A 12,272-nucleotide genomic window follows, 5' to 3' on the forward strand; every position below is an offset into this window, starting at 1 on the left:
AGCACACGGGATTCGAGGGCCTCAGCACACGCTGTTGGGCCTCAGGGCACGGCTACTGCGCGGCTTCGTCGCGCCGGCGGCGAGCTTCGTCGACGATCGCGGCGAACACAGCGCGCCGGTCAACGGTGTCGGCATTGGCCTCTTCGGGGTGCCACTGCAGGCCAACCACCCAACGGCGGTCGACATGCTCGGTACCCTCAACCACACCATCAAGCGCCACCGCGGTCGCGCGCAGACCCTCGCCCACACGATTCACCGCCTGGTGGTGGCCATTGCGCACCGAGATACGATCACGACCGCCGTAGATGCCGTGCACGATCGTGCCAGGAACCAGGTCAACCGGCTCATCCAAGAAGAGCGGCTCCCCCGGTGCCCCGCGATGCGGATGCGGCGGATCAAGATTCGGAATCAGCGAGCCACCGCAGGCCACATTGAGCAGTTGCGAACCGCGGCAAATCGCCAGCAACGCCCGGTCATCAGCAATCGCCTCATCGAGCACGCGCAATTGGCGCTCATCCGAGCGCGGGTCAACGCCGTACTCGTTCGGCACCTCACCGGTGTGGCCGTAGCGCGTCGCTTCGACGTCACCGCCGCCAAGCATGACTACGGCATCGGCCGCGGCAATCGCTTCGTAGTCGGGCTCAGCATCGCCGGCAACATCCACAAATCGGATGCGTGCCCCGAGCTCTGCGAGCGACTCAAGCGCCGCGATGGTGAGAGCGCGCGTGCCCTCGACCGACGACTTCGTTTGGCCGGGTGTGTTGAGCTGGCCAACCACTGCAATATCGACATCAGCACCCGAACGAGGTGCTGCCGCTGGCAACACCTCGTCGAGTTCGAGCCGGGAGACGGGCTCAGCCATTGGCGGCCACCCGTTCCCGCGCCTGTGCGACTACCCAGTCGAACAGCGCCGCATCGGTGCCACCGTCGGCGGCGCGGTCTTCGGGGTGCCACTGCACCGCGATGATGTTGAGTGAAGGATCTTCCACAGCCTCGACCGTACCGTCATCGGCGCGGGCGATGACATTGAGACCACGCCCGATTTCGCCCAGCCCCTGGTGGTGGTAGCTCGAGGTGTCGATGCGCGTCTTTCCGCCAACCGCGGCCGACAAGCGCGTGCCGGCCTCGATCGTCACATCGTGGATCGTGCCCACGTGGTTCTGCGGTTCATCCGGCAGATGCTGAACCATCGTGCCGCCACGCTCGACGTTCCACAGCTGCATCCCTCGGCAGATGAGGAGCGTCGGAATGCCGAGTTCCTCCGCCTTCGCGATGGTTGCCGCATCCGCGTCATCTTGACCGTCGAAATCGGTGCGCCAATCGTGCTCATCGGCCACGGCACCGTAGCGGGCGGGGTCGATATCGGCACCGCCCGGCAGCACCATGCCGTCGATGATGTCCCAGGAGTCGAACTCACCAACGGGCGAGATCAGGATGGGGTCACCACCGGCGCGCACGATGCTCGCGAGCACAGCATTCGCTGCCACCGAACCCGCATAGCGCAGGCCCTGAATCTTTGCCGACCACATGGCCGGCACGGCGATGCGGGGACGACGGGTCACGACGGCCGTCCGGCGCGCAGTGCCTCACCCGGGAACGGGAGGTCGGGCATCCATTTCACCCAGACCTGCTCAAGGCGACCGTCGGCGATGATGCGCTCAATGGCGCCATCGATTTCAGCGAGGAGCTCCGGGCGATCCTTCGCGACGCCAGCACCCCAGGGGTTGCGGGTTTCGACGGTGAACGCGAGGTCGAACTCGGGCTCGTCGCCGAGCGGCACGGTGACGACATCGTCATCGACCATGGCGTCGACGGTCGAGTCACGCACGGCCTGAATCATGTCGGCGAACACATCATCGGATGAGTCGAACGGCACGAGAATTGCGCCCGGGAAGGTCTCGGCGAGACGCATGTTCGCGCTGCCGGTGATGGCGGCGACGCGGTAGCCCGAGAGGTCTTCGGGGCTGCGCGCCGGGTCGCCGGCACGCACGAGCACCGACTCGTTGAACACGGTGTAGGGGCGGGTGAACGCCACCTGCTCCTGGCGCGAGGGGATGATGCCCTGGCCACACCAGACGGCGTCAACCTCGTGGCGCTGGGCCGAGGGAATCATCTCGTCCCACGGCATGATGGCCCATTCGAGCTTGCGTCCGAGTTCATCGGCCACGAGCTGGGCGACGTCGGGCTCGAAGCCCGTGCGGGTGGCCCCGCCGTCGACCGAGAGGTCGAACAGCGGAGCCGCCGCGGAATCAATGCAGGCAAGCCGCAGTGTCTTGGTCACGGGATCGCCTGCCAGTACTGGTCGAACTCCCACTCGGTGACGGCGCCGCAGTAGCGAGCCCATTCATCCGACTTCATTTCGAGGTAGATCTCGGAGAGCGTGTCGGGCAGCGAACGCTGGATGTACTCGTCGGCACGGAAGGCGTCGATGGCCTCGCCGAGCGAGAGCGGCAGCGCTTCGCCAGCTTCGCCAGCCTGCGGCGGCTCGATCTGGTTGCCGATACCGTCGGCGATCGAGGCGATGAGCAGCGCGTGCGAGAGGTAGGGGTTGACGGATGCATCCGGCACGCGAACCTCGGCGCGGCCGTTGGCCGAGATGCGCACGAGCGAGGCGCGGTCGTCGAGACCCCAGTTGGCGCGGGCCGGGGCGAACTGACCCGGGTCCCAGAAACGCTTGTACGAGTTGACGGTCGACGCCATGATCAGCATCATGCCCGGCGAGTGCTTGAGGATGCCGCCGATGGCCCAGCGACCAAGCTGCGACATGTGGAGTTCCTTGACACCCTCGACCTCGAAGGTGTTGCGTCCCTCTTCATCCCAGAGCGAGATGTTGTGGTGGCAGCCGTTACCCATCGAACCGAGGTAGGGCTTGGGCATGAAGCTCGCCTGCACGCCGAACTCGCGGGCAACCTGCGAGCAGATCTGACGGTAGGTGACGAGGCGGTCGGCGGTGAGCTCGATGTCGTCGAACATCCAGTTCAGCTCGATCTGGCCCTTGTCTTCGTAGTCGCCTTCGATCATGTCGAAGTCGAGCGCGGTCGCGTACTCTTCGAGGCGCTTGAAGATGGGGCGCATGACCTCGAGGTTCTCAACCTGGTAGGCGGGGCTGTGACCGGGCACGATGTTCGGCTCGATCGAGTCGCCCTTCCAAACCATCTCGGGCTCGGTGCCCGACTTCATGGTGAGGCCGAAGGTGTCCTTGAGCAGCTGGTGGGTGCGCTGCATGTTCGCGCGCGAGTCAATGGCGAGCGGGCGGCCACCGACGTTGACGAGGTGCTCGGGCTCGTAGGCCGCGCAGAAGATGCGGCCAACTTCGCCGTCCCACGGCAGCTGCTGGAACGACTCGGGCTGGGGCAGGCCGACGAATTCCTTCGCCTCGACGCCACCACCGATGAGATTGCCGAAGATGTCGGTCTGCAGGTCGCTGAGCGCGGTGCGGTGGAAGCTGATGCCCTTTTCGAGGTTACGCACGACGTGCTTGGCCGGCACCATCTTCGCGACGGTGCGCGAACCGAGGGTGGGGAGCATGTAGTAGAGGTACTTGACGCCCGAGCGCTCGATCTTCTCAGTGATTTCGGCGACCGACTCATCCGAGAGGTTCTGCTGCTGGTGACGGGCGAAGGCGTCGTTGTCACTGAGGGCAGCGTCGACGCGGTCGTGGTAGACGTCGGTGAGGTTGCGGCCGAGGTTAATCGCCTGGGTGCTCAGCTTCTCGAGGATCGGCTCGCCGCCAGATTGCGTTGAGAGGTTGTTCGACATGTGGGTTCTTTCGTGATTGGTGGAACGGCTGCGTCATCGCAGCCGTGCCAGGATGTTGAAATCGCGGCGCTTAGCGGCGACGGAACTTGATGGGCAGGCGCACCGGACCGGTGTTGCCCGAGTCGGGCAGCCACTCGTCGCCACCGGGCACGGTGATGTCGGTGAGGGCTGCGGCAAGCACCGGTAGCGCGGCGCTCATGTCGGCACGGGCGATGTAGTGGCCAAGGCAGTGGTGCACGCCACCGCCGAAGGTGAAGTGCGGCTTGCGGTCTTCGGCGACGATGTTGACTTCGGGGTTCGGGTAGGCCTCGGGGTCGTTGCCCGAGGAGTGGGTGAACAGGTGCACAGTTGTGCCGGGTTCGAATTCAATGCCGCCGTACTCGAAGGCTTCGACGACCTCGCGGGTCACCCAGCGGGTGGTCGGGTTGACGCGCAGGGCCTCTTCGAGGGCCGCGGTCGCGAGGCTCGGGTCGGCTGCGAGCAGCTCCCACTGGTCGGGGTTGCGGATGAAGGTCTGCATGGCGAGGCCGAGCTGGTTGCGGGTGGTGTCCATGCCGCCGAAGAGCATGAGCACAAGCGCGTTGCGGAGTTCTTCGCCGGTGAGCTTGTCGCCACCCTCGCTGAACTGCACGAGGCGCGAGACGACGTCGGTGCCGGGGTTCGCCTGACGCTCCTGGATGAGTTCTTCAACGAAGTCGTAAAGCTCCTTGACCGCGGCGTCGATGCGGTCGATGTCTTCCTTGACGGTGATGCTCAGCGCGTAGCCGATGGTGTTCGCGTGCTCGGCGATGAACTGCCAGTGCTTGTGGTCGAGGCCCATCATGATGCACAGGGCACGGGTCGCGAATGGCTCCGCGAAGTCCTGCACGAACTCGGCCTCGCCCTTGTCTGCGAAGTTGTTGACGAGCTCTTCCGCGAGCGCGACGAACTCGGGAGTGAGCTTCTTCGCAGCCGTCGGCGAGAAGGCCGGGTTGAGCAGGCGACGCAGGCGGTGGTGCTCGTCACCTTCGAGGACGAGCAGGTTCTTCGACCACCAGTCATAGAACAGGCCCGAGTGCACACCGTGGTGCTCGGGCCACTTGGCCGAACCTTGCGACATGCGGACGTCCTTGAGCAGGTCGGCGACCTCGTCGTAGCGGAGGACGGCGTAGCCGTAGTTGGTCTTGGCAATCCACGACTGCTCGCGAGCGTCGCGAACGGCCTCGGACTGCATCGAGAACGACGGGTCAGAGATGTCGAAGTAGGGAAGATCGGTGGGCGTAGCGACGGAGCTCATCGGAGACCTTTCTCGTCATGTTCCAACTCAACTTTGAGCGGGATGACAAAACCTTCATTGGTGCATGAATATAAACACAGTCGGATGGGGCGGGTCAAGCAAGATTCGTAAAGTCCCTTGAAATCCCAGATTCGGCCTAGAAGTCAGCAGTTTCCGTGCATCCGAGCAAGAATCTTCAGCGCAGACACTTGAAGCACCGGGCGGAATGGGTCATGATCTGAATACCCCAACTAACGCATCTTTGTGACTGGCACCCGCGCTGCAGCGTTGCAGACAGCGGAAAATGCCCCCGCACGGCGCCAAATCTCACAAGACGGAAGGAATCTTGGATGAGCGACGCGACTCCCCGCCACATCGCCATCGTCGGTAGCGGACCGAGCGGCTGTTTCGTCGCGCAATCGCTGCGACGCACTTGGGCGGATGCAGAAATCACCATCTTTGACCGGTTCGCCGTGCCCTATGGGCTCATTCGCTACGGCGTGGCCGCCGACCACCAGCACACGAAGGCGATTACCCGCCAGTTCGACCGCTCCTTTGCGAATGGTGATGTTCGCTTCGCCGGCAACGTTGAGATCGGTAGCGACGTCAGCCTTGACGAGTTGCGCGAGCACTTCGACGTCGTCGTGCTTGCTTCTGGCCGCTGGCGCGACCGGATGCTCAGCGTGCCGGGTTCGCGCCTCGAGGGCGTGCTGCCCTCGGGAGACATCATCAACGCGCTCAACACCGTGCCGCGCCCGGCGATCCCCATGCCCGAGATTGGCAAGCGCGTCGTCGTTGTGGGCGCCGGTAATGTGGCGCTCGATATGGTGCGCTTCCTCGCGAAGACCGGTGACGACTACGCCGGGAGCGATGTCAACCCGGTGGCGCTCGCGCAGTACCTCGCCTCGCCCGCGACGCACATCACGGTGCTGAGCCGCTCGCCGATCGCCTCGGCAAAGTCAGATGTTGCCATGGTGAAAGAGCTCGGCAAGATCGCCGGCGCCCGTTTCACCTACGCGAACACGAGCCAGGCCACCGAAGACAATGCGCTCGGCCGCAAGCGAGAGGCGGCCTTCGCCGATCTCGCCGCGATCGACGTGGCTGAGCCGCGCGTGCACGTGCACTTCATCTTTGGCGCTGAGCCCGCCCGGGTCACGGGTGACGAACGCGTCGAGGCCGTGCACCTTGGTGCCGCCCCCGCGGCTGAGTCGTCGGTCATCGAAGCCGACACGGTCATCTCGGCCATCGGCTTTGATGTCAACGCTCCCGGTCAGTGGCACTACGCCGAGCACATCGACTTCGCTCCGGCCGATAGCGGTCTCATTGAGCCCGGGCTCTACCGAGCCGGCTGGCTCAAGCGTGGCCCGGTCGGTGCGATTCCCGCGAACCGCGCCGATGCGGTTGAGGTCGCGAAAGAGATCGTCGCCGACGTCGAGTCGGGCGCATCCCCGATCGTCGACGGCAAGCAGGGCTACGCGGCCCTGCCCGCCGAAGTGCGCGAACGAGCCGTATCGTTCGAGCAGTGGCAGCGCATCGACGAGGCTGAAACTGCCGCCGCCGAAGCCGACCGCATTCGGCGCAAGCTCCCCAACCACGACTCCATGCTCGACGTCGCGCTCGGCTAGTCCGCGCGCGCCAGCAACTCTCATCCGCTTCACCCATAACTTCGAATCACAAGACAACTTCGAAAAGGAACAATTCACATCATGCGCATTACCGTGCTCTATGGCACCGAGTCGGGTAACTCGGAGCTCATCGCCCAGGACCTCGCGGCAAAGCTGCAGGAAGACGGCCACGAGGCTGAGGTCATCGACCTGCAGGACTTCGCTCCCGAGCAGATCACGCCCGAGAACTTCTACCTTGTGGTGTGCTCGACGCACGGCGAGGGCGAGCTGCCGAACACCGCACTCCCCTTCGGCGAGCGTCTCGACGCGTTCACCGGCGACCTCAGCGGCGTGAAGTACGCCATGTTCGGTCTCGGCGACACGTTCTACGAGGAGACCTACAGCCAGGGCTCCGAGATCATCGACCGCCGTTTCGCTGAGCTCGGCGCCACCCGTGTTGGTGAGTACGGCCGCCACGACGCTTCGTCGTGGGACCTCCCAAGCGATGTCGCGCTCGAGTGGCTGCCGGGCGTCCTCGAGGCTGCCGAGTAGCAACAACTTAAAGGCGCGTTGCCTGCGGAACCTCCCGCAGGCAACGCGCCTTTTTGCGCGCCTGGATGCATGCATCCCACCGTCGACACACCTCCGCTTCGCTCTGGCTACTCGACCAACCAATGACGCCACGCACAAGGCGGGGCCCGTGAGCTGTTGCTCGCGGGCCCCGCCTTGCAGTGAGAACTACTGGCGCGGTTCGTCGCCGGTGTTCTCTTCGGTGCGCGGGATCGACGCACCGGTGTTCGGGTACACGTGCGGCTTGCCACCGCTGAGGCGAATCGCCAGGTCGACGATCTCCTCCGACTGCGAGATCGGCGTCGCGTAGCGCAGGTCGACAACGCCGGTCGCCGCGTCACCGGTGACGCCTCCGCCACGCAGGTGCGGCTTCACCGTGAAGAGGTAGATGAGACCAATGACGAGGACCACGAGACCCACGAGGCCCACGAGCCACGCCTGGTACCACGGCACGTCCGGCACCGGAGTCACGAGCGTGTACATCGCGAAGAGCTGGTAGGCGATGGCCGCGAACGAGACCACCCAGCCGAGGCTGCCCATCGAGAAGTCGCCAGCCGGACGCCAGCCCTTGATGCGGGCACGGATCGAGGCCACGACTACCGACGAGAAGGCGAGGTAGATACCGAACGCCGCGAACGAGACGATCGCGATGAGTGCATCCGCGCTGAGGAGCGAGATGATCACCACCACTGCCGGCAGGATGCCCGCGAACAGCAGTGCGAACGGCGGCACCGCGCGCTTGCGGTTGAACTTGCGCAGGAGGTTCGACCCCGGCAGCTGCAGGTCGCGGCCCATCGAGTACATGAGGCGCGAGGCGGCAGCCTGGAGCGAGATGGTGCACGAGAGGTAGGAGACGAGCACGATGATCATCACGATCTTGAAGCCGAAGGCACCGAAGGTGTCGAGGAAGATCGTGCCCACTGGGTCGGTAGCCGTGCCGTCGAGGATCGCGCCGAAGTCCGGCACTGCGAGGATGAGGCCGAGGGCGATGAACATCGAGGCGACACCACCTACGTAGAGGGTCATGCGCATGGCCTTGGGGATCACGCGGCTCGGGTTCTGCACCTCTTCAGCAACGTCACCATTGGCTTCGAAGCCGTAGTAGAGGTAAATACCGAAGATCGCTGAACCGATGAACGCGATCGCGAACGGCGTCGCATCCTGCATTTCAGCGGGACGGAAGTCGGTAAACAGCACCGAAAGGTCGTGCTTGCGGGCGGCGACGAGGAGCCAGATACCGATGAAGACGGTGGCGAGAATCTCGACGACAAAGCCGATGAAGGCAACATTGGCGAGGAACTTCGTGCCACCGAAGTTGATCAGCGTGGCCAGCACGAGGATGCCGAGCGCAAGCAGCACGTTCGTGATCGGGTCGTTCTCAATGCCGAGGAAGGCGCTGAGGAAGGGTCCGGCACCGTAGGCGACCGAGGCGATGGTGGCGTTGATGGCGATCGTGTAGATCCAACCGCTCATCCAGCCCCACTTGGCGCCCCAGAGGCGACGGTTCCAGGGATAGATACCACCGGCGATTGGGTACTGCGAGACGACCTCACCGAACACGAGTGCGACGAGGAGCTGGCCGACACCGGCGATGATGAGCATCCAGAAGGCCGGCGGGCCCGCAATCGCGAGGGATGCGGCGAAGGTCGTGTAGACGCCAACGACCGGCGAGAGGTAGGTAAAGCCAAGCGCGAGGTTCCCCCAGAACCCCATGTCGCGCTTGAACTCGCTGTGGATTTCGGGCTGTTGCACGTCGCCAACTGGCGAAGTGGTCTGATTCATTTCGAGTCCTTGCAGATGTTGCGGACGAGCCAAGGTGTTGCGGACAAGGCGAATGTCGAAGCCGGAACGGGTTGGTCAAATCCCATGATTTCCGAATGATTTATGTCGTTTTCGGCAGTTTTCGGGGGCCTTGATGCGGCTGCTGTGCTGCATCAGAGCTTTCCGAGCAGGCCAGCTGGCCCTTCGGATGTAGCGCTTGAGCCCGTACCGGCCACTCCCTCGTGTGGAGATTGCGGTGAACTCAGCGCCCCAGCTAGAGATCGTCACTGATCACAAGCCGGCAGCTTCTCGCTCGTAATACTACCGATTCTGTAGGTTTATGCAAGGAATTCTCGGATAGGGTCTACTCGTGGCGGCAATGACCGATTTCGGGCCACCACTGCCCTGAACTCAGATTGACGTGGCAGGGTCGAGGTAGCGCGATTTCCCGCGATGAGGCGGAATTGCCAGCTGCCCGAGGCGCAGCCGAGACGTAGACACCGACGCAGCCGAGATGTAGACAGAGGCACCCGTGACACCAGCACCACCCGCACCCGACGCAGCCGGGCCGCTCGCGGGCATCGTCGTAGCCGACTTTTCCCGCATCCTCGCCGGCCCCCTGGCGACGCAGACGCTCGCTGATCTCGGTGCCGAGGTCATCAAGATCGAGCGTCCGGGTGCCGGCGACGACACCCGCACCTGGGGCCCGCCCTGGGCGGCCGACGGCACGGCGACCTACTTTCAATCGGTCAACCGTAATAAGCGCTCCCTCGCCCTCGATCTCAAGAACCCCGACGATTGCGAACTCGCGCGCCGCCTCGTGCGCCGCGCCGATGTGGTAATCGACAACTTCATCCCCGGCACCCTCGATCGCGCCGGACTCAGCGACGACGAGATTCACGCCCTCAACCCGCGCGCGGTCATCGGCCGCATCAGCGGCTTCGGCAGCGCCGGTGGCCGCGAGCGCCCCGGCTACGACTTCGTGGTGCAGGCACTCGGCGGCCTCATGCATATCACCGGCGCCCGCGACGGCGAAGCCATGAAGGTTGGGGTGGCCCTCGTCGACATCCTTTCGGCAAAGGACCTCACCATCGGCGTCCTCGCTGCCCTGCGCCGCCGCGAGACCACCGGTACCGGCACGCTCGTCGAGGTCAACCTGCTCTCGAGCCTGCAGGGCGCGCTCGCCAACCAGATTCAAGCGGTTATTGGTGCCGGTGCCGAACCCACCCGCATTGGCAATACGCATCCGTCGATTTGCCCCTACGAAACCCTGCGCTGTGGCGAGGGCGAACTCGCGGTCGCGATCGGTAACGACGCCCAGTTCAGCCGTTTCTGCGGCGAACTTGGCGTCGCTGAACTCGCCAACGACGAACGGTTCGCAACGAACCCGGCGCGAGTCGCAAACCGGGATGCGCTGCGTCCCTTGCTCGAGGAGGCACTGCAATCAGCGAGCGCGCTCGATTGGGAAAAGCGGCTCACTGCCCTCAACCTCGCTGTCGGTCACGTCGCCACCATCGCCGAAGGCATTACGCTCGCCCAAGACCTGGGCATCGACCCAGTCGTGGCGCTCCACCGCGATGGTGTGGATTCAAACGGGGTGCGGCATCCGGTGCGCTACACGCCCGAGTTCGACACTCCGGCGCTCGGCCCACCGGCCCTGGATGCTGATGGCGAGCAATTGCGCGCGCAGCTCGAAGCCGACTCCCCCACCACCACCTGCCCTACCCCTGACTCCCCGACCCCTCCCGCCACCGCGTCCTAAGGAAGCACGCCATGTCTGACCTCTCCGACCTCCTCAACCTCGACGCCGAGTTCTCCGCAGAAGAACTCGCTCTGCGCGACCGCGTGCGCGAGTTCGTTGACCGCCGCATCCGCCCGAATATTGCCGAGTGGTACGAGCAGGCCGTTTTCCCCGTCGAGATCGTGCCCGAGATGGCCGAGCTGGGTCTGCTTGGCATGCACATCTCGGGCTACGGCTGCGCAGGCCGCTCGGCGACCGAGTACGGCATTGCCATGCAGGAACTTGAGGCCGGCGACTCGGGCCTGCGCACGTTCGTGTCGGTGCAGGGTTCGCTCGCCATGAGTGCGATCGCGAAGCACGGTTCGGAAGAGCAGAAGCAGCGCTACCTCCCCGAGATGGCCGCCGGGCGAGTCATCGGTTGCTTTGGACTCACCGAGCCGGAGGCGGGTTCAGACCCGGCCGGCATGGCAACGGTTGCGCGTCGCGACGGCGACGACTGGATCATCACCGGCTCGAAGCGCTGGATTGGCCTTGGCACCATCGCGAACATCGCGATCGTCTGGGCACGCACTGACGAGGGTGTGCGCGGCTTCATCGTGCCCACCGAGACCGAAGGCTTTTCGGCACAGGTACTCGAGCCGAAGCTCTCGATGCGTGCCTCCATCCAGACCGAACTTCACTTCGATGAGGTGCGCGTGTCTGAAGCGCAGCGACTGCCGGGAGCGACGAGCCTGCGAGCCCCGTTTGAGTGCCTCAATGAGGCCCGCTACGGCATTGCCTGGGGCGCGATGGGCGCGGCGCGTGACGCCTTTGAAGCCGCCGCCCGCTATGCCGGTGAGCGCAAGCAGTTCGACAAGCCGCTTGCCGCGTTCCAACTCACGCAGAAGAAGCTCGTCGATATGGCGCTTGAAATCGTCAAGGGCCAGCTCATTGCGCTGCGCCTCGGCCGACTCAAGGATGCGGGCAAGCTCGAGCGGCACATGATCTCGGTCGGCAAGCTCAACAATTGCCGCGTCGCCATCGAGATCTGCCGCGAGGCGCGCACGGTGCTCGGCGGCAACGGCATCCTGCTCGAGAACGCGCCTCTCCGGCACGCCAACAACCTCGAGTCGGTGCGCACCTACGAGGGCACGGATGAGGTGCACACACTCATTCTCGGCCAGCACCTCACCGGCGAGAACGCGTTCGCGTAACGCTTCGAGTGCCTCAGCGAACGGTTCGAGTGCCTCAGCGAATGCACTGGTCCCCGAAAGTTGGACTCGGCGGTTCTTACTCTAAACAGCCATGGCCCGGGCACGGAACACGACCGGGGGTAACCCGTCGTGCGTGTTCCGGATCCGGTCATGGTTGTACCAACGGATGTACTCATGCAGGCCGGCCTCGACCTCGGTGATGCTTGGGAACGACCCCGGATAGAACCACTCCGTCTTCACATGACCGAAGAAGTTCTCGATCATCGCGTTGTCCAAACACGCACCCTTCCGGGACATCGACTGGGTCGCCCCATGCCGATCCAGCAGACCCCGGTACGCCTGATGCCGGTACTGGGTGAATTCAACCGGTCGATGCAACACCGGGTCGT

The 12,272-nt window shown here is 64.5% G+C and carries 11 protein-coding genes; 4 read left to right on the forward strand and 7 right to left on the reverse strand.

All coding sequences use genetic code 11. The annotated features are described in order from the left end of the window. Positions 1 to 52 precede the first annotated feature (52 nt). From EG850_RS04785 to EG850_RS04805, 5 genes are all read right to left on the reverse strand, one after another. The gene (locus EG850_RS04785) at positions 53 to 862 is read right to left on the reverse strand and encodes a gamma-glutamyl-gamma-aminobutyrate hydrolase family protein (RefSeq protein WP_124970748.1); all 810 of its coding nucleotides are present in this window, start codon (positions 860 to 862) and stop codon (positions 53 to 55) included. Continuing rightward, positions 855 to 1,562, reverse strand: a complete 708-nt coding sequence (locus EG850_RS04790) for a gamma-glutamyl-gamma-aminobutyrate hydrolase family protein (RefSeq protein WP_235829209.1) — start codon at positions 1,560 to 1,562, stop codon at positions 855 to 857. The genes EG850_RS04785 and EG850_RS04790 overlap by 8 nt, the downstream gene beginning before the upstream one ends. After that, positions 1,559 to 2,281, reverse strand: a complete 723-nt coding sequence (locus tag EG850_RS04795; protein WP_124970751.1) for an ABC transporter substrate-binding protein — start codon at positions 2,279 to 2,281, stop codon at positions 1,559 to 1,561. The genes EG850_RS04790 and EG850_RS04795 overlap by 4 nt, the downstream gene beginning before the upstream one ends. Continuing rightward, positions 2,278 to 3,759 carry a glutamine synthetase family protein gene (locus EG850_RS04800; RefSeq protein WP_124970754.1) on the reverse strand — a complete coding sequence of 494 codons (1,482 nt, stop codon included), beginning with the start codon at positions 3,757 to 3,759 and terminating at the stop codon, positions 2,278 to 2,280. Before EG850_RS04800 ends, EG850_RS04795 begins: the two co-directional genes overlap by 4 nt. Before the next feature lie 70 nt (positions 3,760 to 3,829). Further along, a complete protein-coding gene (locus tag EG850_RS04805; RefSeq protein ID WP_124970757.1) occupies positions 3,830 to 5,035 on the reverse strand; it encodes a cytochrome P450 in 1,206 nt (401 codons plus the stop codon). Positions 5,036 to 5,364: 329 nt separating this feature from the next. On the opposite strand from EG850_RS04805, the gene EG850_RS04810 reads away from it, so the two are divergent. Together EG850_RS04810 and EG850_RS04815 are read left to right on the forward strand one after the other, a co-directional pair. Continuing rightward, on the forward strand, positions 5,365 to 6,639 hold the full coding sequence (locus EG850_RS04810; protein WP_124970760.1) for an FAD-dependent oxidoreductase: 1,275 nt from the start codon (positions 5,365 to 5,367) through the stop codon (positions 6,637 to 6,639). A gap of 81 nt (positions 6,640 to 6,720) precedes the next feature. Next, positions 6,721 to 7,170, forward strand: coding sequence for a flavodoxin domain-containing protein (locus EG850_RS04815; protein WP_124970763.1), 450 nt, complete (start codon positions 6,721 to 6,723; stop codon positions 7,168 to 7,170). Positions 7,171 to 7,356: 186 nt separating this feature from the next. Here EG850_RS04815 and EG850_RS04820 read toward each other — a convergent pair whose 3' ends face one another. Next, on the reverse strand, positions 7,357 to 8,970 hold the full coding sequence (locus EG850_RS04820) for an APC family permease (RefSeq protein WP_124970765.1): 1,614 nt from the start codon (positions 8,968 to 8,970) through the stop codon (positions 7,357 to 7,359). 511 nt (positions 8,971 to 9,481) lie between these two features. Between EG850_RS04820 and EG850_RS04825 the strand changes: the two genes are divergently transcribed. Together EG850_RS04825 and EG850_RS04830 are read left to right on the forward strand one after the other, a co-directional pair. Continuing rightward, a complete protein-coding gene (locus tag EG850_RS04825; protein ID WP_235829210.1) occupies positions 9,482 to 10,711 on the forward strand; it encodes a CaiB/BaiF CoA transferase family protein in 1,230 nt (409 codons plus the stop codon). 11 nt (positions 10,712 to 10,722) lie between these two features. Then, positions 10,723 to 11,883 (forward strand): acyl-CoA dehydrogenase family protein, encoded by a 1,161-nt coding sequence (locus EG850_RS04830; RefSeq protein WP_124970768.1) that lies wholly within the window; start codon positions 10,723 to 10,725, stop codon positions 11,881 to 11,883. Between the two features lie 81 nt (positions 11,884 to 11,964). Here EG850_RS04830 and EG850_RS13405 read toward each other — a convergent pair. After that, a partial coding sequence (locus EG850_RS13405) for an IS3 family transposase (protein WP_148097110.1) occupies positions 11,965 to 12,272 on the reverse strand: 308 nt, incomplete at its 5' end.

Source organism: Gulosibacter macacae (genome assembly GCF_003865375.1).
Classification (GTDB): Bacteria; Actinomycetota; Actinomycetes; order Actinomycetales; family Microbacteriaceae; genus Gulosibacter; species Gulosibacter macacae.

Coding starts and splice junctions, on each gene's coding strand:
- EG850_RS04785 (WP_124970748.1), bottom strand. CDS start 862: ATGGCTGAGCCCGTCTCCCGGCTCGAACTCGACGAGGTGTTGCCAGCG.
- EG850_RS04800 (WP_124970754.1), bottom strand. CDS start 3,759: ATGTCGAACAACCTCTCAACGCAATCTGGCGGCGAGCCGATCCTCGAG.
- EG850_RS04805 (WP_124970757.1), bottom strand. CDS start 5,035: ATGAGCTCCGTCGCTACGCCCACCGATCTTCCCTACTTCGACATCTCT.
- EG850_RS04810 (WP_124970760.1), top strand. CDS start 5,365: ATGAGCGACGCGACTCCCCGCCACATCGCCATCGTCGGTAGCGGACCG.
- EG850_RS04815 (WP_124970763.1), top strand. CDS start 6,721: ATGCGCATTACCGTGCTCTATGGCACCGAGTCGGGTAACTCGGAGCTC.
- EG850_RS04820 (WP_124970765.1), bottom strand. CDS start 8,970: ATGAATCAGACCACTTCGCCAGTTGGCGACGTGCAACAGCCCGAAATC.
- EG850_RS04830 (WP_124970768.1), top strand. CDS start 10,723: ATGTCTGACCTCTCCGACCTCCTCAACCTCGACGCCGAGTTCTCCGCA.